Origin of the sequence: Mycobacterium sp. 852014-50255_SCH5639931, from assembly GCF_001665605.1 — a bacterium.
Classification (GTDB): Bacteria; Actinomycetota; Actinomycetes; order Mycobacteriales; family Mycobacteriaceae; genus Mycobacterium; species Mycobacterium paraffinicum.
The window spans coordinates 1-19291 of sequence record NZ_LZSV01000039.1; the positions used below are offsets into that span (position 1 = coordinate 1).

General features: G+C 67.6%; 20 protein-coding genes and 1 pseudogene. 6 read left to right on the forward strand and 15 right to left on the reverse strand.

Annotation, left to right across the window (positions count from 1 at the left end; genetic code table 11):
* On the reverse strand, nucleotides 1-293 hold a 293-nt coding region (locus tag A5758_RS23525; protein WP_369816483.1), incomplete at its 3' end, for a cutinase family protein.
* 543 nt (nucleotides 294-836) lie between these two features.
* On the opposite strand from A5758_RS23525, the gene A5758_RS23530 reads away from it, so the two are divergent.
* Nucleotides 837-2324: an NAD(P)/FAD-dependent oxidoreductase gene (locus tag A5758_RS23530; RefSeq protein WP_067209395.1), complete on the forward strand. Its 1488-nt coding sequence runs from the start codon at nucleotides 837-839 to the stop codon at nucleotides 2322-2324.
* A 486-nt stretch (nucleotides 2325-2810) separates the two neighbouring features.
* Here the strand turns inward: A5758_RS23530 and A5758_RS23535 are convergent, their stop codons facing one another.
* From A5758_RS23535 to A5758_RS23565, 7 genes are all read right to left on the reverse strand, one after another.
* A complete protein-coding gene (locus A5758_RS23535; protein WP_067745127.1) occupies nucleotides 2811-3395 on the reverse strand; it encodes a fasciclin domain-containing protein in 585 nt (194 codons plus the stop codon).
* Between the two features lie 84 nt (nucleotides 3396-3479).
* Nucleotides 3480-5231 carry a cytochrome c biogenesis protein CcdA gene (locus tag A5758_RS23540; RefSeq protein ID WP_067745130.1) on the reverse strand — a complete coding sequence of 584 codons (1752 nt, stop codon included), beginning with the start codon at nucleotides 5229-5231 and terminating at the stop codon, nucleotides 3480-3482.
* Nucleotides 5232-5329: 98 nt separating this feature from the next.
* Nucleotides 5330-6004, reverse strand: coding sequence for a fasciclin domain-containing protein (locus A5758_RS23545; RefSeq protein ID WP_067745133.1), 675 nt, complete (start codon nucleotides 6002-6004; stop codon nucleotides 5330-5332).
* Nucleotides 6005-6106: 102 nt separating this feature from the next.
* A complete protein-coding gene (locus A5758_RS23550; protein WP_067209384.1) occupies nucleotides 6107-6805 on the reverse strand; it encodes an anti-sigma factor in 699 nt (232 codons plus the stop codon).
* Nucleotides 6802-7365 (reverse strand): sigma-70 family RNA polymerase sigma factor, encoded by a 564-nt coding sequence (locus A5758_RS23555; protein ID WP_067745137.1) that lies wholly within the window; start codon nucleotides 7363-7365, stop codon nucleotides 6802-6804. The genes A5758_RS23550 and A5758_RS23555 overlap by 4 nt, the downstream gene beginning before the upstream one ends.
* Before the next feature lie 96 nt (nucleotides 7366-7461).
* Nucleotides 7462-7782, reverse strand: a complete 321-nt coding sequence (locus tag A5758_RS23560; protein ID WP_067745141.1) for a DUF202 domain-containing protein — start codon at nucleotides 7780-7782, stop codon at nucleotides 7462-7464.
* Nucleotides 7779-8135, reverse strand: a complete 357-nt coding sequence (locus A5758_RS23565) for a YidH family protein (protein WP_231987385.1) — start codon at nucleotides 8133-8135, stop codon at nucleotides 7779-7781. The genes A5758_RS23560 and A5758_RS23565 overlap by 4 nt, the downstream gene beginning before the upstream one ends.
* Nucleotides 8136-8170: 35 nt before the next feature.
* Here A5758_RS23565 and A5758_RS23570 point away from each other — a divergent pair, with 35 nt between their 5' ends.
* Entirely contained in the window at nucleotides 8171-8869 is a 699-nt protein-coding gene (locus A5758_RS23570) for a haloacid dehalogenase type II (RefSeq protein WP_067745148.1), read from the forward strand.
* Here A5758_RS23570 and A5758_RS23575 read toward each other — a convergent pair whose 3' ends face one another.
* The 4 genes and pseudogenes from A5758_RS23575 to A5758_RS23590 all read right to left on the reverse strand — a co-directional run bounded on the left by A5758_RS23575 (nucleotide 8870) and on the right by A5758_RS23590 (nucleotide 11543).
* Entirely contained in the window at nucleotides 8870-9274 is a 405-nt protein-coding gene (locus tag A5758_RS23575; RefSeq protein ID WP_231987387.1) for a hypothetical protein, read from the reverse strand. It lies immediately after the preceding gene.
* Between the two features lie 52 nt (nucleotides 9275-9326).
* A pseudogene (locus tag A5758_RS23580) lies at nucleotides 9327-9875 on the reverse strand (ester cyclase).
* A 6-nt stretch (nucleotides 9876-9881) separates the two neighbouring features.
* Nucleotides 9882-11180, reverse strand: a complete 1299-nt coding sequence (locus tag A5758_RS23585) for a cytochrome P450 (protein ID WP_067209360.1) — start codon at nucleotides 11178-11180, stop codon at nucleotides 9882-9884.
* A 21-nt stretch (nucleotides 11181-11201) separates the two neighbouring features.
* A complete protein-coding gene (locus tag A5758_RS23590) occupies nucleotides 11202-11543 on the reverse strand; it encodes an MmpS family transport accessory protein (protein ID WP_197503900.1) in 342 nt (113 codons plus the stop codon).
* Nucleotides 11544-11644: 101 nt separating this feature from the next.
* Here A5758_RS23590 and A5758_RS23595 point away from each other — a divergent pair, with 101 nt between their 5' ends.
* Together A5758_RS23595 and A5758_RS23600 are read left to right on the forward strand one after the other, a co-directional pair.
* Nucleotides 11645-12730, forward strand: a complete 1086-nt coding sequence (locus A5758_RS23595; RefSeq protein ID WP_067745154.1) for a dihydrodipicolinate reductase — start codon at nucleotides 11645-11647, stop codon at nucleotides 12728-12730.
* 106 nt (nucleotides 12731-12836) lie between these two features.
* Nucleotides 12837-14597 (forward strand): Hsp70 family protein, encoded by a 1761-nt coding sequence (locus A5758_RS23600; RefSeq protein WP_067745157.1) that lies wholly within the window; start codon nucleotides 12837-12839, stop codon nucleotides 14595-14597.
* A 1-nt stretch (nucleotide 14598) separates the two neighbouring features.
* Here the strand turns inward: A5758_RS23600 and A5758_RS23605 are convergent, their stop codons facing one another.
* The 3 genes from A5758_RS23605 to A5758_RS23615 form a co-directional block, all read right to left on the reverse strand.
* Nucleotides 14599-15006 carry a hypothetical protein gene (locus A5758_RS23605; protein WP_067745160.1) on the reverse strand — a complete coding sequence of 136 codons (408 nt, stop codon included), beginning with the start codon at nucleotides 15004-15006 and terminating at the stop codon, nucleotides 14599-14601.
* 70 nt (nucleotides 15007-15076) lie between these two features.
* On the reverse strand, nucleotides 15077-16174 hold the full coding sequence (locus tag A5758_RS23610) for an SAM-dependent methyltransferase (protein ID WP_067745163.1): 1098 nt from the start codon (nucleotides 16172-16174) through the stop codon (nucleotides 15077-15079).
* Between the two features lie 16 nt (nucleotides 16175-16190).
* The gene (locus tag A5758_RS23615; protein ID WP_067745166.1) at nucleotides 16191-17147 is read right to left on the reverse strand and encodes an SDR family oxidoreductase; all 957 of its coding nucleotides are present in this window, start codon (nucleotides 17145-17147) and stop codon (nucleotides 16191-16193) included.
* An 86-nt stretch (nucleotides 17148-17233) separates the two neighbouring features.
* Here A5758_RS23615 and lnt point away from each other — a divergent pair, with 86 nt between their 5' ends.
* Both lnt and A5758_RS23625 read left to right on the forward strand, forming a co-directional pair.
* Nucleotides 17234-18679 (forward strand): apolipoprotein N-acyltransferase, encoded by a 1446-nt coding sequence (lnt, locus tag A5758_RS23620; protein ID WP_067745169.1) that lies wholly within the window; start codon nucleotides 17234-17236, stop codon nucleotides 18677-18679.
* The gene (locus A5758_RS23625) at nucleotides 18676-19248 is read left to right on the forward strand and encodes a hypothetical protein (RefSeq protein WP_067209333.1); all 573 of its coding nucleotides are present in this window, start codon (nucleotides 18676-18678) and stop codon (nucleotides 19246-19248) included. The genes lnt and A5758_RS23625 overlap by 4 nt, the downstream gene beginning before the upstream one ends.
* The last annotated feature ends 43 nt before the right edge of the window (nucleotides 19249-19291 follow it).

Sequence of the window (19291 nt, forward strand, 5' to 3'; positions counted from 1 at the left end):
GCGGCGTCTCTGATGCCGTCGACGCCGGTGTCCCATTGGTCGCTGGCGGGGTAGTTGACCGGGTAGACGTCGAAGGATTTGGTTCCCATGCGCGAATGCAGGGCGTCGACGAACGCTTGTCCGGTGGGGCCGACGCCGGGGGCTTCACCGGTGCCGCGGGCAAACACGACCTGCACGTCCGGACACTGGGCGGCGGCGGAGGGGAGGGCAGAGCCGGTGATGGCCGACGCGCCGAGGCCGGAAGCCGCAACCACTGCGGGAGCAAGGGAACGGATGAATTGACGTGCGATCATGCCGCGGCGACTGATGCCCATAGGAGTGCCTCCCCAACTGTCATTCGGTCAAAGACCCGCCATCGTTTCCTGTATAACGCGGCGCGTCGACAAGCGCCGGATGAGGGCCGCGTGTCGATGCACCGAAATGGCATCCATCCGAACGGCCGGGAGCCACGTAGCGGAAAAGCTTGAGCCGTCGTTTGGGTGCCGTTGACAAGGGTAACCGGACCGGCGACCGCTTGAAATCGCAACATCGCAGACGCGGGAAGGTGACGACATGGCCACGGGTGAAACAGGTTTCAAAGAGGTGACTTTCGCCCCGGCCGGTGCCCGGGCACGCCCAGCCCGGCAGCCGTCGGCGTGCACGTCAGCGATGGTTAACCGCATGCGTGTGACCAGCACTGGGGGGCAACCGCGAAGGAACGGGTCGTTTGCCAGTTGCGCGCGACGGTGTCAGTAAGGTCACACGGTGTGCGTGTCGCGCCACGCTTTATTAGAATTCCGTAAGATTAGTCAAAGTTCTTTGGGTATAAGCGGAGCTAGTAAGCACGGAGCAGGGTTGTGGACACGAACCGTTTCGACGCAGTCATCGTGGGCGCGGGCTTCGGCGGCATCGGTGCCGCGATCCAGCTCAAGCGCCTGGGCTATGACAACTTCGTCATCCTCGACCGAGAGGATGACCTCGGCGGCACCTGGCATGTCAACCATTACCCGGGCATCGCCGTAGACATCCCGTCGACCACGTACTCGTACTGGTTCGAGCCCAAGCCGGATTGGTCGCGGCTGTTCGCGCCGGGCCGCGAGGTCAAGCAGTACGCCGCGGACGTCGCCGACAAGTACGACGTGCGCCGCCACATGCGGTTCAACTCGACGGTGGAAGGCGCCCAGTGGGATGAGGACGCCGAAGTTTGGCGGGTAGCGCTGGCCGGTGGCGAAACGTTGGCGACCCGCTTCCTGATCACCGCGACGGGCTTCCTGTCGCAGCCGCGCATGCCGGACATCCCGGGGATCGCGAGCTTCGAGGGCAAGGTGGTCCACACGACCGCCTGGGACCACGACTTCCGGTACCGGGGCCGCCGGATCGCGGTCATCGGGACCGGGGCGTCCGCGGTACAGGTCATTCCGGAGTTGGCCGAACGGGCTGCGGAACTGACCGTGTACCAACGCACCGCGACCCATGTGATGCCCAAGTTCGACTTCGGGTTTCCCCCCGCGGTGCGGCGCCTGTTTGCGCGGGTGCCGGCGGCGCAGCGCGCGCTGCGGTGGGTGACCGACGTCATCCTCGAGATCATCATGGTGGTCTGCGCGCTGCACGTCCGGGAGTTCCGCGGGCGGGGGAACATCTCCGCCGCCGACCTGGCCAAGATCAACCGATTCCGGTGGATCCGGGACCAGGAACTGCGCGCCAGGTTGACGCCGGACTACGACCTCGGCTGCAAGCGGCCAACCTTTTCCAACGAGTTCTACCGCGCGTTCACCAAGCCGCACGTGCACCTGGAGACCAACTCGATCGCACGGATCGAGGCCGACGGCATCGTCACCGTCGACGGGCGTAAGACCGTCATCGACACCCTGGTGTTGGCGACCGGCTTTGACCTGTGGGAGGCCAACTTCCCGGCTATCGAGGTGGTCGGCCGCAAGGGCCGCAACCTCGGAAAGTGGTGGCGGGAGACCAGGTTCCAGGCTTATCAGGGCGTTACCATGCCGTACTTCCCCAATTACCTGAGCCTGGCCAGCCCGTTCGCCTTTTCCGGACTGTCCTTCTTCCACACCATCGAATACCAGATGCGGCACATGGGCCGCCTGCTCGGCGAGGTCAAGCGCCGCGGTGCGACCACCTTCGAGGTGACCGAAGAGGCCATGGACCAGTTCATGAAGCGGATGACCAAACGGCTGGACAGCTCGGTGTTCTACTCCGGCAACTGCGCCACGTCGCGCTCGTACTACTTCAGCCCCGGCGGTGAGGCATCACTGCTGCGGCCGACGTCGACCTTGAACTCGGTGCGGGAAGCCGAGAGGTTCCCGCTCAGCGATTACGTGATGGCCTAGCGTCACATCTGCCGCAGCAGCCCCGGCCCGGGAAGCGGTCGGCTGTTTGCCCGCCTCTGAGCGACAACGCGGGCGCTCGTCATCTTGTCGTTGTGAGGCGGGCAAAGAGGGCATCGCCTGCTTCCAGCGACGGATGTGGCGGATGGGACTCGTGGCGATTCTTGCGAACTCACACCGTGCTGTTTACTCGCGCAGGAGCGGGGTAACCGGGTCGTTAGCAGAAAACGCGGACTGCGCCCGCAACCGATGCGAAAGACGAAGTGGCCCAATGGAAACACTGTGCCGTGGATGCGCTTGCCTAGCGATCACATTTGCCTTCGTGCTGGGGGACCTCGGCGCCCCCGCGCGTTCGGTCGCCGACTCGGCCACACACCAGTCGCTGCCCAGCGCTGTGCAGAATCCGCCACACCAGCCTCGACCCGGGATGTGATCGGATACGTCACTGCTCGGCGAGACTGGTGTGGCGAATGGTGAGCCATTACGTGCTCACGCCGGCGGCATCAGCACCGTGTCGATCATGTACACCGTCGCGTTGGCGGTGGGCACGCCACCACAGACCAGACCCGCGTTGTTGACCTTGAGGCCGTTGCCCTGTCCGGTGACGGTGACGTTCGCGCCCTGAACGGTCTTGTGAGAGCCGGCGACCCTGGCCGGACTCAGCTGGCCCGGCACTACGTGATAGGTCAGGATGCTGGTCAGCAACCTGGAATCCGTCTTCAGCTCGTCGATCGTCTGTGCCGGCAGCTTGCCGAATGCGGCGTCGGTCGGCGCGAAGACCGTGTACTGGCCGTTGTTCAGCGTGTCAACCAGATTGACATTCGGGTTCAGCTTGCCCGACAGCGCCGAGGTCAGGGTGCTCAGCGCCGGATTGTTGGACGCCGCTACGGTCACCGGAACCTGCGACATTCCCTCCACTGATGCCGGGCCGCTGGGGTTGGCCGCCGCGTAGTCAGAGCAGCCGGGGCCCACCAGGTCGGCCGCCGCCGCCGTTGGAGCGGTCACCACACCCAGACCGAGCATCGCCGCTACCGCGAATCCTTTCGCTGCAACCGACGTCCTGTGTGATTTCATCGCCTTTGACTCCTTTGGTTTGTCGGACATTTGATGAGTCATTCGGAGCCCGGACACCTTCGGATTGGTGCGGGGTTGGAAGTTTCAGCCGTACGTGAACGAATACACCTGCAGCCCTTGGTCGGGGCGAACCTCAAGAGTCCCCGATTGCGGCTGCTCGCCGGAGACGATCTGGTGCGACGTCGGCGGCCCGCTGATCGGAATCGCGACGGATCGTCCGTCACGGGTGACCGTGAGGGATCCCGTGCCACCGACGACGATGTAGACGTTCTTGGCGTGGTAATTCAACCTGATGCTGGACTGGTTGCCGGCTGCGGTGGCGCCTTGGTAATCCAGCGACCACGGACCTTTCAGAGCGAAGCTATCGGCGGCCAGAGTGAGCGGATAATCGAAAGTGGTTGTGCCTTCGTCGTATATCCCGCCGCCGCCGTAGTTGACGGCCTTCCCGACGCCAAAGTAGGTCTCGGGTGTGGTCTTGTCCTGTGGGGTCGAGCTGCTCGCATCTGAGGGGGGCGGCAGCTTGAGCCCGGGATGCGCCGCCACGAGCAGCTGCCTGATCAGATCCTCGGTGACGTTGTAGTCGCCTTCGCCGAACTTGATGTGGCGCACCTGGCCGGTGGCGTCGATCAAATACTCCGCGGGCCAGTAACGGTTGCGGTAGTTCGTCCACGTGGAGTAGCCGTTGTCCAAGGCGATCGGGTATGTGACGCTCAGGTCGGCGGCCCCTTTGGCGACGTTGCCGGGCACCTGTTCGAACGCGTACTCAGGGGTGTGGATCCCGATGACCTCGAAACGGTCGCCCTGGTAGGCGTTGTACCAGTTGACGACGTGCTGGATGGCGCGTTGGCAGTTGATGCAGGAGTACGCCCAGAAATCGATGAGCACGACCTTGCCGCGCAGGGACGCGAGGCTGATCGGTTGGTTGCCGGGCGTGTTCAGCCAACCGGCGATGCCCTTGAGATCGGGTGCCGGGCCGCAGCTTTCGAGCTCCCGACCGCCGTCGCTGCAATTGGACAACTGCGCGTTCTGGTCGTTGACGATGCCGCCAAGGTTGAGCTTCTCTTGGACCCCGCGGTCCGTGGCCAACTTTTGCTGCATCCCGCTGGTGTAGTCGGGAACGGCCCGTTGCAGAGCCGCGGGAACATTGAACACCAGTCCGACCGCGAGCGCGATCATCACGATCCCGGCCGCGACCCGGATCTGGCGCTGCCGGCGTCGAAACGCTCCCACCCGTTGAGCCACCCGATGGCCCGCCAACGCGAAGACCAACAACGGCAGCGCGGCGCCCAGCGCGAAGGTGCTAGTCAGCACCACGGTGCGCAGGCCGAGGGGAGCCGTGGCGCCGGCCACCACGATCGCGGCGAGAATGGGCCCGGCGCACGGGACATACAGCACGCCCAGCGCCAGACCGAGACCGAACCCGCCGCCACCAAACCCCAACTGCTTTTGCGGGATACGCGCAAACGGACGCTCCAACAATTGCTCGACCCGCGGGAAGATCAGGCCGAGACCGATGGCAACCAAGGCGACCAGGGCGACCCAGCGGATAGCGTCCTGCGGCAGGTGCACCAGCGACAGCAGTGTCGAGCCGGCCAACGTGACCGCGGTGAAGCTGAGCACCAGACCGCCGATGACGAGGTAGGGGCGCGCACTGCGCGACGTGCGCTCCGGCCTGACCGCGACATTTACGCCTGCGCCGGAAACCGGTTGTGGGGCAGGGTCATCGGCGCGACCCTGCGCGCCGGCGAAGAAGATCACCGGCAGTACCGGCAGGATGCACGGCGATACGCCGGTGATGAGACCTCCGACGAAGCCGATCAGCGCAATGGTGAGCATGAGAGTCATTCGCTGCCAGGGGCGCCGCGGATTGGTTCCGCCGCAGAGAAAAACAGCCCGGCCGAAGCCGGGCTGTTCATCCCTGATTCGCAGGCGAGCTACTGGCCTGGCGGCATCAGCACCGTGTCGATCATGTACACCGTCGCGTTGGCGGTGTGCACCCCGCCGCACACCAACCCGGCGTTGTTGACCTTGAGGTCGTTGCCCTGACCTGTCACGGTCAGCTTGGCGCCCTGCAGGGTCGTGTGGTCACCGTCGACCTTCATCGGGCTTGCCTGACCCTGCACCACGTGGTAAGTCAAGATGCTCTTGAGCAGCTGCGAGTCAGTCTTGAGATTGTCGATGGTGGCCGCCGGCAGCTTGTCGAACGCGGCGTTGGTCGGCGCGAAAACCGTGTACTGGCCGTTGTTCAACGTGTCGACCAGGTTGACGTTCGGGTTCAGCTTGCCCGACAGCGCCGACGTCAGCGTGGTCAGCATGGGGTTGTTGGAAGCCGCCGTGGCGACCGGGTCCTGAGCCATCCCGGCGACCGACCCGGGGCCGCTGGGGTTCTGCTTGGCGTAGTCGCCGCAGCCCGCACCGATGAGGTCGGCCGCCGGATCGGCCGCGGCCGACGTCGTCGCCGGAGCCGCCATGCTGCTGGTGACTGTGGCCATGCTGCTGCTGGTCATCGGCTCAGACGCCGACTTGTTGTTCGAACACCCCGAGAAACCGACTACCGCAATCGTCGCGAGCCCTGCCGCGGCGATTGTCCTGCCCCGAACGCTGATCATCGCGTTTCTACTCCTTCTCCATAAGCGGCTCCTAGCGCCGCCTTTCGACCGGACAGGAGTGATTCGGAGACGACGAGGCCGCGGACGGGTCAGAGTTGAGATTCAGCCGAGGGGCAACGCGGCCAGTATCGTTCCGGTCGGCCGCGGCGACCCGGTACCGGGTTCGACGGTGAACGCCAGGGTGGTAGACGATCCGAGGTTGGTGAGCGTCGCGGTGGTCGACGGCGCCACCGCCGCGGTGCCCATCGTCCCGGCCGACGTCGGGCCCTTGTCGCTCAGCAACCACATCTGGTAGACGGTCCCCGGCTTCGGCGGTGGAACGTTGTTCATCACCAGCACACCGGCGTTGCGGTCGTGGGAAAAGACAACGGTGGCAGTGCCATTGCCGAGCGGGCCGGAGACGGTGCGCACGTCCGGGGCCGCAAAAACCTGCTCGGCGATGGTCGACGGCGGGTGCGGGCGCATCAGGATCCCGACGCCAAATGCGGCGGCACCGACCACCACCGCTGCCGCCGCGGACGCCAAAACTGCGGTGCGCCAACCGTACTTGCGCTCATCGCGTGCAGGTATCGCCGCCAGCGTCGCGGCCCGCAGGCGCGCCGGCGGTTCGACGGCCGTCGTCGCCGAGACGACCGCCATCGTCTCGCGGACGGCACGGACTTCATCGTCGAAGGCCGCCGCCACCGATCGTGGCGCGGCCGCCACCCGTCGCTCGATTTCGGCGCGTTCCTCATCCGACACGGCATCCAACGCGTATGGCGTTGCGAGCTCGAGCAATTCGAATTCGTTCGGTTCGGTCATGGCACTTCCAGGCAGTTACGCAAGGCGCGCAGCGCGTCGCGCATGCGTGACTTGATCGTCGACAGATTCGCGGCCAGGCGATCCGACACCTGGCTGTAGGTGAGCCCGTCGTAATAAGCCAACTGAATACACTCCCGCTGCGTGTCGGTCAACGCGCCCAGGCATTCGACGACGCGGCGGCGCTCGTCGCCGGCGATCGCCGAATCGGCGACGACGTCACTGGCGGGGTCGGCGCTGGCCGCGGCGTAGCGCGTATCCCGCCTTCCGGACGCCTCCTCGGTCCGCACCCGGTCGACCGCCCGTCGGTGCGCGATGGTCAGCAGCCACGACAGAGCCGAGCCTCTGCTGGCGTCGTAGCCTGGCGCCGTCCGCCACACCTCGCAGTAGACCTCCTGGGTGGTCTCCTCGCTGTAGCCGGAATCGCGCAGGACCCGCATGACCATTCCGTACACCCGACTCTTTGTGAGGTCGTAAACCGCGGCGAACGCGTCGCGGTCCCCGCGCGCGACCTTCTGCAGCAGCGCGTCCAGGTCCTTGCTGGGCGTGGGCGGTCCCGTCATCGATCGGTAGCCTAGCGCCAGGCAGCTGTTCACTCCCGTGATTCGTAGCCCAAGACCGCGCGGACGCTTCGGTCCGCTGTGCGGGCGAACACCCGGCTAGATGAGTTGCGCGAGCGTGGTCACCACGATGAGGGTCAGCACGGCCATTCCGATGACGTGCACCTGGCGCCGGGGTGTGAGTCGCTTCGGCAGGGGCTGCCGCTGCAGCGTGCGTTGCCGGCGCACGGCGATCACGAACGTCGCGAGGGCCACGGCGCCGGCCAAAGCGGCGGGGATGAATGCGTTTGGCCCGACCGAACCGTGCAGGTTCTTGATCATCAGCAGGGCGCCGTTACCCAGGAAGGCGAAGGACGTCCGTGTCCAGGCCAGCGTCGTCCGTTCGGCCTGGCTGCCGCGATCGGCCGTCGAGCCGCTCAATCCATGACCGCCTTGGCGATCACCAACGCGAGCGCGATCAGCCCCACCACGGTCAGACCCACGGCGAGGTAGGTCGGTGAGGGATGACGGGGCAAGGGGGCGCCGCGGCGCATGGCGCGATCCGCCTGCTGCCAGCGCAGCAGCCCCATCCCGCTGGTGAGAATGGCCAGCAGCGCAAGACCCGCGCCGAGCGCGCGGCGCGCGCCGGGCACCCCCAACTCCGGGACCAGCTGGACGACGGCGACGGCCGCGGCGAGCAGGCCCAGCGCGGTGCGCTGCCAGGCCAGGAACGTCCGCTCGTTGGCGAAGGTGAGCCGGTAGTCGGGCTCGTGCTCGTCGGCGGAGTCGGCCACCAGGACATCGTAGATTCATCAGCGCCCGAGGTTGCATGATTGCGCGTGTGGTCAAGGCGCTGCTGTTCGACGTGCAAGGCACGGCGACGGACTTTCATTCGACCGTCTGCGACGAGGCGCGGCGGATCAGCGCGGGCCGCCACCCCGACGTCGACTGGCCCGACGTGGTGCGGCGTTGGCGCGCAGGCTACTTCACTGCGCTGGAGGACGCCCAAGGTCGGCAGACCGGATGGGTGTCGGTGCACTCGGTGTACCGGCGGGCGCTGGACGATTGCGGCGTCCCGTTTTCGGACGCCGAACGCGACGAACTCACCTTGGCCTGGCGGCGGCTGAAGCCCTGGCCGGACGTGATCCCTGGGCTGACCCGGCTTCGAACCGCCTACACGCTGGCCACCCTGTCCAACGCCGACGTGTCGACGGTCATCGAGATCTCCAAGCGCGCGGGCCTGCCCTGGGACGCGGTCTTCGCCGCGGAGATGGCCGGGGTGTTCAAGCCCGACCCGGCGATCTACCGGATGGCCGCCACCTACCTGGGCCTGAGCCCCGACGAGATCATGATGGTCGCCAGCCACAAGTACGACATCCGCGCCGCGGGCCGGCTGGGCTTCCGGACCGCCTTCGTCGCGCGGCCGCTGGAGTTCGGTGTCGACGGCGAGGCCGACGTTGTCTATTCCGACGAGTTCGACATCAACGCGTCCGACTTCCTCGACCTCGCACGGCAACTCGGCTGCTGATCAGCGGTGCGCCGACCCTGTCAGCGGCTGCCCGTTGGCCGACTGCAGCAGGCAGATGACGGTGCTGGGCGTGGGATTGGCCCCGGTGCGATCCTGATTCGAGTCGATCAGGTAGGTGATCGAAAACAGGCTGCCGCCAACGGGTCTCCCGGTATACGGGGCGAACCCGGCGGCGCAATCCCGGTTCGCGATGCTGGCGACCGCGGTGTCCACGGCCATCGGCGCGCGCAGGTACACCTCGGCCAAATGTGCCGTCGCACAGTCGACTACGGTGACGGTCACGCGGCTCAGGTCGGGCGGCGGGAGGTCGGCCACGCACTGGCCGGTCTGCAGGTCGATCCACTTCTCGGTGTGCGAGCCCGGCGGCGACGGCGCGGCGGTGGCCGTCGCGCACAAACCCAACATCGCCGCGGCGGTCAGGCCGCAGGCCGGGTAAAGGGCCCGCATGCAGTGCAGTTTAGGCACTCACCAGCGCGGGGTCGGGCTTTTCCGAGGACATCGAGAGGAATCCGCAAGCGCAGCGCGCGGCCAGCAGCCAGTTCGCCGGCCTCTTCATGTCGAGGCCGCCGAGCAGCTGTTTGATCATGGTCAGTGTGTCGAAGTAAATGCGTTCGCAGACAAGCGTTTCGGTGTCTTGAAAGTTACTGAAGACGAAGTAGGCGGTCATGCGGACCCGGAACCGGCTGCCGGTGGGCGGAACCTTGCCCAGGTAACCCAGATGCGTGCCCATCAACCAGAACTCGACGATCACCGCGTCGGCGCTGTGCCGCAGCGCGATGATCTCGTGGTCCTGATCGGGAAACGCGGTCCGCGTCTAGGCGTAGTAGTCGCGCACCGCGGTGTCGCCGTCGTGCACGATCATCTGCGGGATCAGCTCGTAGCGCGGATGCGGGAAGGTCGACAGCACGTCGTCCCACGCCTGGCGGACCTCGTCGTGAAAATGGTCGAGCACGAGCTTCTCGCGGGCGGCCAGCACCTCCGCGGGCGGGAACGCGGGAATGGTCATGAACGGCTAACCGCGCGGCGGGGTCCAGGCGACCGGCAGGGCTTTGATGCCGTGGATGAATTGCGACAGCAGGCGCGCGGGTTCGTCGATCGCGACGATGTCGGGAATCTCGCGGCGCAACTCGTCGAATATCACCCGAATCTCGCGGCGGGCGAGGTTGGCGCCCAGGCAGAAATGCGCCCCGCCGCCGCCGAAGCCGAAATGCGGGTTGGGTGTGCGCGCCACGTCGAACAGCCAGGGGTTGGGGAACGTCGACTCGTCGCGGTTGGCCGAGTTGTACCACAGCACGGCCTTGTCGCCCTCCGCCAGCTTGGTGCCGCTCAGCTTGAAGTCGCGGGTCAGGGTCCGTCGCATGTAGACCACCGGCGAGGCCCACCGCACGATCTCCTCGACCGCCGTCGGCGCCAGCCGGTCGAAGTTGGCCCACCACTTGTCGCGCTCGTCGGGGTAGCGGGACAGCGCCAGCACGCCGTGGCTGATCGCGTTGCGCGTCGTCTCGTTGCCGGCCACCACCAGCAGGATGAAGAACGACGCGATCTCCGCCGACGACAGCCGTTCGCCGTCCACCTCGGCTTCGACCAGGCTGGTGGTCAGGTCGTCGTGGTGGTTGACGCGGCGGTCCTCGGCGAGCGCGGTGGCGTACGCCCCGATGTCCATCGAGATCTTCAGGAATTCGTCGAAGTCGGTCGTCAGGTCGGGGTCGCCGAACCCGAGAATCACGTTGGTCCAGTGGAAGATTCGCTGATGGTCTTCCTCGGGGATCCCCATCATGTCGCAGATGATCTGCAGCGGCAGCGGCCCGGCGAGCTCGGTGACCAGATCGGCTTCCCCGTTGGGGTGGTTGGTGATCAGCGACGAAACCAGCCGGCGGGCCCGCTCGCGCACCGACGCCTCGATGCGGGCCACCACCTTCGGGGTGAATGCCCGGCTGACGATCGAGCGCAGCCGCTGGTGTCGCGGATCGTCGAGCACGATCATCGAGCCGAAGTATTCGGCGATCTCCGGTGCGTTGTCGTTGACCGTGATGTTCGGCGTGCTGCTGAAGATCTCCGGATGACGGCTGGCGAAGTGAACGTCGTCGTGCTTGGTGAGCGACCAATAGCCCTCGCCCGCCTCGAATCCCTCCATCTCGATCGCGGGCCAGAACGACAGCGGGGCCTCCCGGCGCAGGGTCGCGAAGGCGCCGTCGCGGAAGTCGTCGTCGAGCCCCCAGAAGTCCAGCGAATCGAGGTGAATCTCGGAGAGGGGCACCTCGGGCGGTGGCGCCCCGTTGGTTCGCGTCGCGATACCCGTCTTGAGACTCACCGATTACCTCCTAGGAAACCGCTAGTGCGCACAGACGGTCCTGCCGCCGGCCGATTGCGCATCGGCGACCACGTTGCCGTCGAGCAGGATGCGGCAGCGGATGGGGCCCACCCCCTGCGCGCTGATCACGAACACCTGGCCCCCGAATGAAGTGAATTCGGTCGACCAGGGCAGCGGCGCGTTGACCTGGTGGAGTTGACCGGCGTCCGTTTGATACACGAGGTACTGCGCGACGCCGGCGCCGGTCACCTCGTAACGGGCGTGGGGCATCTCGGGGATCGCGTGGGCCACGCCGGGGACCGTCCCTGCGCAACCGACGCCCACGGCGAACAGGATCGAAAGCCCGCGCACATGCTTCGTCATGATTTGCATCGTGTCACCACGCGCGGTGCTACGGAAGCTTTCCGCCCTAACGAAAGCCGTTCTAGTGTTAGTCCCACGGGGGCTGCTACGGAAAGGTGAGTATGTCGGAACACGGCTCAAAGCGTGTGGTGGTCTGGGGCACCGGCTTCGTCGGCAAGATGGTGATCGCCGAAATCGTCAAGCATCCGCTGTTCGAGTTGGTGGGGGTCGGCGTCAGCAATCCCGACAAGGTCGGGCGCGACGTCGGCGACATCGGCGGGCTGCCCGGGCCGACGGGCATCATCGCCACCGACGACATCGATGCCCTGATCGCGCTGAAGCCCGACGCGCTGGTGCACTACGGCCCGACCGCGATGCACGCCAAGGAGAACATCGCGCTGATCACCCGCTTCCTCCGCGCGGGCATCGACGTGTGCTCGACGGCGATGACCCCGTGGGTGTGGCCGACCATGCACCTCAACCCGCCGCAGTGGATCGCGCCCATCACCGAGGCGTGCGAGCTGGGGGAGTCGTCCTGCTTCACGACCGGCATCGACCCCGGATTCGCCAACGACCTGTTCCCCATGACGCTGATGGGCCTGTGCTCGGAGGTGAGCCGGGTGCGGGCGTCCGAACTGCTGGACTACACCAATTACGAGGGCGATTACGAAGTCGAGATGGGCATCGGCCGCGAGCCCGAATACAGCCCGTTGCTCGAGGACTCCAACATGCTGATCTTCGCGTGGGGCGCCACGGTCCCGATGATCGCCCACGCGGCCGGCATCATGCTCGACGAGATCACCACCACGTGGGACAAATGGGTGACGCCCACCGAGCGCAACACCGTCAAGGGCGTCATCAAACCCGGGCACGTGGCGGCCGTCAGGTTCACCATCAACGGAATCTACAAGGGCGAGACCAGGATTCAGCTTGAACACGTCAACCGGATCGGCCTTGACGCCGCCCCTGACTGGCCCTCCGGCCACGACAACGACGTCTACCGGGTGGAGATCGAGGGCACGCCGAGCGTCTTCCAGGAAACGGCGTTCCGGTTCACCGACGGCTCGGGCCGCGACGCGGCCACGGCCGGCTGCCTGGCGACCGGGATGCGGGCCCTCAACGCCGTGCCGGCCGTCAACGAGCTGCGGCCGGGCTGGATCACGCCGCTTGACCTGCCCCTAATCGCCGGGGCGGGCAACATCCGGTGACCGGCGCACAGCGTGCACATAGGTGCCGCAGAGACTCGGTACAGGTTTCGGCGGCACACTAACGGCTAGCCTGGTTTGCGAGTTGCTGAAGTTGGGGTTGGGACATATGGCCAATGGAGCTGGGACCGCGCTGGGCCTGTCGATCGGGACTACCAACCTGGCGGCGGTCGCCGCCGAGAAGGCCATCACCCGCAAGCCCGTCCTGACGCTGTATCCGGAGCGCGCGCCGGAGGTCGGCATCCCCGCGGAAAACCCGCGGCTCAACCAGCCCGGCCTGGTGATCACCGGGTTCGTCAATCGCATCTCCGATCCCCGCGGAGTGGTGGCGGCCGACGGGTCGGTACGCCGCAGCGAGGAATTGATCGCCGACGCCATGCGGGCGCTGGCCTACAGCGTGACCGGCGGGCGCACCCTGCCCGAGAGCGTCGCCGTCACCTATCCCGCCCACTGGCCGTCGCCGGCGGTCGACGCGGTGGGCACCGCGCTGAGCTCGGTGGCCGAATGGTCCAACCGGGCGCGGCCGCTGATGCTGATTCCCGACGCCGCGGCGACGCTGCTGGCCGTGCGAACCGCCCCCGGCATACCGGCCCACGGGACGGTGGCGGTGTGCGACTTCGGCGGCAGCGGCACCAGCGTCACGTTCATGCGCGCCGACGGTGACTATCAGGCGCTGGCCCCGACCCTGCGGCTGCACGATTTCTCGGGCGACCTGATCGACCAGGCCCTGCTGAGCGCCGTCATCTCCAACATGCCGAGCACCGCCGCCTTCGACCCGGCGGGCACCGTGGCGATCGGCTCGCTGAGCCGGCTGCGCACCGCGTGCCGAAGCGCCAAGGAGGAGCTGTCCTCGACCACGGCGGCCACGCTGAGCGACGGGCTGACCGGCGAAGTCCGCGTCACCCGCGACGAGCTTGACGAGGCGATCCGCACCCCGCTGGACAGGTTCGTGGCCGTGTTGGAAAACGCGTTGGCGCGCAATGGCATTCAGGACCTGGTAGCGGTGGTGTCCACCGGCGGTGGAGCGAACATCCCCGCGATAACCACCACGCTGTCGCAGTACTTCCGCGTCCCGGTCATCACCACGCCGCGCCCGCAGCTGACGGCGGCCACCGGCGCCGCGTTGCGGGCGGCGCATGGGCCCGGTGAGAGCGCCGCGACGGCGTCGGCCCCGGCCGCGCCCGCCACGGCGACCGCGCGGGCGGTCCCAAGCACCCGGCCGCCCGAAGCGACCGCGACGGCGCAGGCGGCGCCCGCCTGGCCGACAGCCGGCGCCGCGCCCGTGCAAGCGTGGTCGCAGACCGGCAACCAACCCCAAGCGGCGACCGCCGCGCAGGTGGAGCCCGCCGTCGCCGACGAACCCGCTGCCGATTCCGCGAGCGCGACGCGCAAGCGCCGCCTGTTTCGCCTGCCGGTGCTGGCGGCAATTGTCGGGGCGGCCGCGGGGGTGGCGCTCGTCGGGACCGCAGTCACGATCGGCCTGACCTCGGCGAACAAATCGGCGACGACCCCGGCGCCGGGCGTGACCAGCAGTCCGGTCCCCGCTCCGCCGGCCAACACCGCGACCGCTCAGGCGCCCCCGCCCAGCGAAGAGGCACCCGCGCCGTCGACGACGGATACCAATCCGCCCGCCCAGACCGAGACGCCGTCTACCAGCGTCCCGTCAGCGAAACCGCAGCATGCGCCGCCGCTGGCGGCCGCGCCCGCGCGTCCGGCGATTCCGCAGGTACCGCCCGTCCCGCCGGTGCCCGGCCTGAACGAATCCATCCCGGGGCTGGACCGGATCAATCAACTCATTCAAGGGATCGGGGGCGACTTGGGCATCAGCGGCATCCCCCAATTGGGCCCTCAGCTGGGAACGACCCGGTAGGTCAGTCCTTTTCGCCCTTGTTCTCCGCTTTCGCGGCCTCTTTGAGCTTCTCGTTCAGGGCCTTGTCCTTCTCGATCTGGTCCTTCAGAGCTTGCTCGTCGCGACCCTCGTCGGCTTCGGCTTGGCCTTCGTCGGCCTTGGCCTGGTCACCGGAACCGGCGTTGTCGGGGACTTCGTGCCTGGGATTGCCGTCCTCGTCCAACCAGTCGTTGACCGCAGTGCCCGAAACGCTGCCGCCGGTGCCGGGCAGCACGATGGTGGGCTTCTCCTTGTAGGCCTCCATCATCTCGGAGGCCTTCTTTTTGTCGTCCTCGTCCGGCTCCGGCTTTTCCGTCAGCTTCTGATCGGTGTCTTGATCCGGTTCCTGATCGGTGTGCTGGTCGGCCGATTTATCGTCCTGCACGCTCATGCGTCTACCCCCTCGCCATCGCAGGTCGCGATTTGCAGGGGTTACCCGTTGCGGCGTTGTGTCGAAACTCTCACGAGAGGGATCGTTCGCGCTTGACCAGCTCGACCAGCGCCAGAGGAATCCGCATCGGCTCGGGTGCGCTTGACAGTTGCGCCGCGACCGCGCCCTGAAGCTGGTCGACGAATTCGCCAGCCCGCGCGTCGCGCACTCCCTCATCCAGCCCGCGCACCAGCGCGGGGAACAGCGCCGCCCGGGCGAAGGCCGCCCACTGAGCGCCGAAGGCCTCGGCGTCGCGGTCCGCCTGGAACCGAACCCAGAATCGATCCTCGGCGTTGAACATCTCGAGATGGTCGATGGTCAGGCCTTCGAAGCGTCCGCTGGGCGCGAACGGGGCGCGAAAGTCCTTCTCGCTGCGGGCGAATGTGGGAATGGTCATCCGGCGCAGCTCCTCCTGGTGCAGCAGCCCGTCCCGGACCTGTGCATGCAGCGCCTCGATCATCGCGTCGAGCAGCGTCGGGAAGCCGGATGTGCCGTCCTCGTCGAGGGCGATCGTCATCACCACCAGGCGCCCGTCGGGGGCCAGTTCGCGGCCGCGGAACGCCACGAAGTTGTGCCAGTCCAGGGCCGCCCGCTCGGCGTACGCCGCGCGCGCGGCGTCGTCGTGGCTGTAGGAGATGTGCAAGTGATCGTGCACCTCGGCGGGCATCGTGCTCAGCCACTGCGCCGCCCACGACGACCAGCCCAGGTTGACGGTCTTGGACGGCACGATCTGGTCGTAGAACGACCGGCCGATCGACGACGCGAACGTCGCCGCGTCCAGGTGCAGGTAGCTCTCCGGGTCGTCGGACAGGGTGTGAAACAGCGCCGAGAAGTCGTTGTCGGGAATATCGGTGTGCGCCACCAGGATTGCGTGGTCGTGCCGGGTGCGCCGACGCAGGATCGCGATCGCCGCCGACATCGGCTTGAGCGAATTGTGCCCGTTGGCGGCGCCGTAGTCGGCGATGACGATGGGCTGCGGGGGCTTGGGTAGCGGCACCTGCTCGGCGGCCCGCTCGAACAACGCGATGGCCGGGCCCAACCCGGCGGCCTGCAGCCGCGACGACTGCGTATAAACGGGCTCCGGCCGGACCACAATGCTCGATTCGGGCATCCGAGGCTCAGGCCGCATGTCCCAACGATAGTCGTCAGGTCGGCTTCGGGTAGCTGACGCCGGTGAGCTGCTCGGAGAGCTCCCAAAGTCGTTGACAGTCAGCCTCGTTGCGGGCTGGCGCGGGCACCTTGGCCGGCCGCACCCCGCCGCCGGTGGCCTCGTAGAAGCCCTGGGGCCCGTAGAACGCGCCGCCCTGGGCGTGCGGCGCGGCGGCCGCGTAGAGCGCCGGGAGGATGCCCTCGTCGATCTCCTGCCACAAAAACGGCGTGAAGCGCCAGGACGCCTTGTACAGCCGCTCCATCAGCGCGGGCTTTTCGCGCCCGTGCGAGGGTCCGGCGATCTGCAGGTTGGTCTTGGTCAGGCCGGGATGCGCGGCGTTGGACATGATGCCCCAGCCGGCCGCGCGGCTGCGCCGGTCCAGCTCGAGGGCGAACATCAGGACCGCCAGCTTCGACTGGCCGTATGCCGACATGGCCGCGTAGGACTTCTCGAACTGCGGGTCGTCGAAGTGGATCTTGCCGCTTTGGCGGGCGGCCAGGCTGCTCAGCGAGACGACGCGCGCCTTGCCCGCCGCGCGCAGCAGCGGCAGCACGTGCCCCGTCAGGGCGAAATGCCCGAGATGGTTGCTGCCGAACTGCAATTCGAAACCGTCGGCGGTGGTGTCGCGTTCCGGCGGGGTCATGACGCCGGCGTTGTTGATCAGGATGTCGATGGGGCGGCCCTCGGCGTTGAGTTGTTCCCCCAGCGCGGCGACCGAGGCCAGCGACGACAGGTCCAGCGACTTGATGGTCAGCTTGGCGTCGGGGACGGTGTCGCGGATCTCCGCGATCGCCTTTTCCCCTTTGGCGCGGTTGCGGATCGCCATGACGACGTCGGCACCGGCGGCCGCGAGACGCCTGGCCAGTCCGAACCCCAGGCCGCTGTTGGCGCCGGTGACGATTGCCAGCTTGCCCGACAGATCGGGCACCGTGGCGACAAGATCGTTGGCCATACGTATCGCTCCCTTCGTGTGCGCCCCGTCATAGTGTGCTCTTTGTGTCGGCTCGTCGACAGCGCATCCGTGGCTGGGCGGCCGCGTTGGTCGTGGGCGCGCTGCCCGCGCTCGCCTTTCCCGCGCCGTCGTGGTGGTGGCTGGCCTGGTTCGGTCTGGTGCCGTTGCTCCTGTTGGTGCGGGCCGCTTCAACGCCGGTTCAGGCTTGCGTGCGGGCCTGGCTCGGCGTCGCCGGATTCGTGCTGGCCACCCAGTACTGGCTGCTGACGTTCGTCGGCCCGTTGCTCGCGGTGATGGCCGTCGCTTTCGGTGCGCTCTGGCTGCCGTGGGGGTGGTTGGCGCATCGATTGCTGTCCGCGCCCGTTGGCCCGGGGCGGACGGTCGCCGCGGTGGTGGTGTTGCCCTGCGCGTGGGTGGCGGCCGAGGCCGTGCGGTCGTGGCCGCCGCTGGGTGGCCTGTGGGCGTCGCTGGGCGCGTCGCAGTCCGCTCAGCCCGTCACGCTGGCCTCGGCGTCGCTGGGCGGGGTGTGGTTGACGAGTTTCCTTGTGGCGGCCGTCAATACGGCTCTGGTGGGCGTGGTGGTGCACCGCGAGATATCCCGCCGGCTCGTCGCGCTGGGATGCGCGGCGGCCTGCGCGGCCCTTGGTCCGGCCTGGTACCTGCTGGGCCCGTCGCCCGCGGGCGGCGCCGCGGTGCGGGTGGCGCTGGTGCAACCGGGCGACATCGCCGACTCGGGCGCGCGCCAGGCCCTCGCCGAGGAGCTCACCGCTTCGGTTGCGGCTCAGCGTCCGGACTTGGTGGTCTGGGGTGAAAGCAGCGTGGGCTCCGATCTCGCCGGTCACCCGGAGGTTTTGGCGCGGCTTGCCGAGTTGTCCCGGCGGGTGGGGGCGGACCTGCTGGTCAACGTCGACGCGCCCGCGCCCGGCGGCGGGATCTACAAGTCGGCGGTCCTCATCGGGCCGGGCGGATCGTTGGGCACGTACCGGAAGACCCGGCTGGTGCCGTTCGGCGAATACGTGCCGCTGCGACCGCTTTTCGGCTGGATCACCCGCCACAGCAGGGCCGCAGCCGAGGACCGGCAACGTGGGACCGGGCCCGTCATGTTGCACGCCGGCGCACTGGGGATCGGCCCGTTGGTCAGCTACGAGACCCTGTTCTCCGACCTAGCCCGCCGGGAGGCGCGACTCGGTGCGGAGCTGCTGGTGTATCAGAGCTCCACGTCGTCGTACCAGGGGACTTGGGCGCAGCCGCAGCTGGCCGCCCAGGTGGCGGTGCGCGCCGTCGAGGCGGGCCGCCCGGCCGTGCACGCCGGATTGTCCGGCGACAGTTCGGCCTTCGACGCGCGAGGCCACCGGCTGGCGTGGTGCCCGTCGGACTTCCGGGGCGTGACCGTGGTGAGCGTGCCGTTGGGATCGCGTGTCACGCCCTACCAACGGCTGGGGGACTGGGTACCGATACTGGCCTTCGTCGTCCTCGGCGTTGCGCTCGTACGCTGGCAGCGCCCGGCCCGCGGTGCCACACTGCTCGGATGAACAGCAGGCGGCTCGCCAAGATCTCGCTGGCCGCCGCCGTCACGCTGATGGTCGTGTCGGTGGGCGGCTTCATCGTCGCCCTGGTGCTCAACGCGTTCTTCCTGGACAAGTACAACGCGTACGGCGAGGTGCCGGTCCCGGGCTCCGGCAGCCTCTACCTGCCCGCCGGTGACGTCACCATCAGCCTGCACACCGTCGTCATCAGCAGTCCCGACCGCGGGCTGCCCGTGCCGCCGCTGGGGGTCACCCTCGCGCCACCCGACGGCGTGGCGCAGCCCGTGGTGACCGAAAGCATCGGCAGCACAACGACGGTCAACAACGACGCGCACGTGCGGGTGTGGGTGGCTCGGATTGCGGCCGGCGGCACCTACAACATCACGACCGACGGGCAGGTCAACGGCTATATCAACCCGCGACTGGCCTTCGGGCACAAGAGTTCCGTGGACTTTCTGGTGTGGCTGTTCGTCGGGCTGTTCGTGGTGGGGCTGGCCGATTCGATCATGTCCGGTTTGTGGTTGGGCCGTACCCGGCGCCGCGCGGTGGTGGCCGCCAATCTGCCGCGACAGTGAGGCACGCGTCCGTTTCCGGCCGATCGACGACGCTCGACCGCAT

Coding starts and splice junctions, on each gene's coding strand:
- A5758_RS23535 (WP_067745127.1), bottom strand. CDS start 3,395: ATGAAATCACACAGGACGTCGGTTGCAGCGAAAGGATTCGCGGTAGCG.
- A5758_RS23540 (WP_067745130.1), bottom strand. CDS start 5,231: ATGCTCACCATTGCGCTGATCGGCTTCGTCGGAGGTCTCATCACCGGC.
- A5758_RS23545 (WP_067745133.1), bottom strand. CDS start 6,004: ATGATCAGCGTTCGGGGCAGGACAATCGCCGCGGCAGGGCTCGCGACG.
- A5758_RS23550 (WP_067209384.1), bottom strand. CDS start 6,805: ATGACCGAACCGAACGAATTCGAATTGCTCGAGCTCGCAACGCCATAC.
- A5758_RS23555 (WP_067745137.1), bottom strand. CDS start 7,365: ATGACGGGACCGCCCACGCCCAGCAAGGACCTGGACGCGCTGCTGCAG.
- A5758_RS23570 (WP_067745148.1), top strand. CDS start 8,171: ATGATTGCGCGTGTGGTCAAGGCGCTGCTGTTCGACGTGCAAGGCACG.
- A5758_RS23575 (WP_231987387.1), bottom strand. CDS start 9,274: ATGTTGGGTTTGTGCGCGACGGCCACCGCCGCGCCGTCGCCGCCGGGC.
- A5758_RS23590 (WP_197503900.1), bottom strand. CDS start 11,543: ATGACGAAGCATGTGCGCGGGCTTTCGATCCTGTTCGCCGTGGGCGTC.
- A5758_RS23595 (WP_067745154.1), top strand. CDS start 11,645: ATGTCGGAACACGGCTCAAAGCGTGTGGTGGTCTGGGGCACCGGCTTC.
- A5758_RS23600 (WP_067745157.1), top strand. CDS start 12,837: ATGGCCAATGGAGCTGGGACCGCGCTGGGCCTGTCGATCGGGACTACC.
- A5758_RS23605 (WP_067745160.1), bottom strand. CDS start 15,006: ATGAGCGTGCAGGACGATAAATCGGCCGACCAGCACACCGATCAGGAA.
- A5758_RS23610 (WP_067745163.1), bottom strand. CDS start 16,174: ATGCGGCCTGAGCCTCGGATGCCCGAATCGAGCATTGTGGTCCGGCCG.
- A5758_RS23615 (WP_067745166.1), bottom strand. CDS start 17,147: ATGGCCAACGATCTTGTCGCCACGGTGCCCGATCTGTCGGGCAAGCTG.
- A5758_RS23625 (WP_067209333.1), top strand. CDS start 18,676: ATGAACAGCAGGCGGCTCGCCAAGATCTCGCTGGCCGCCGCCGTCACG.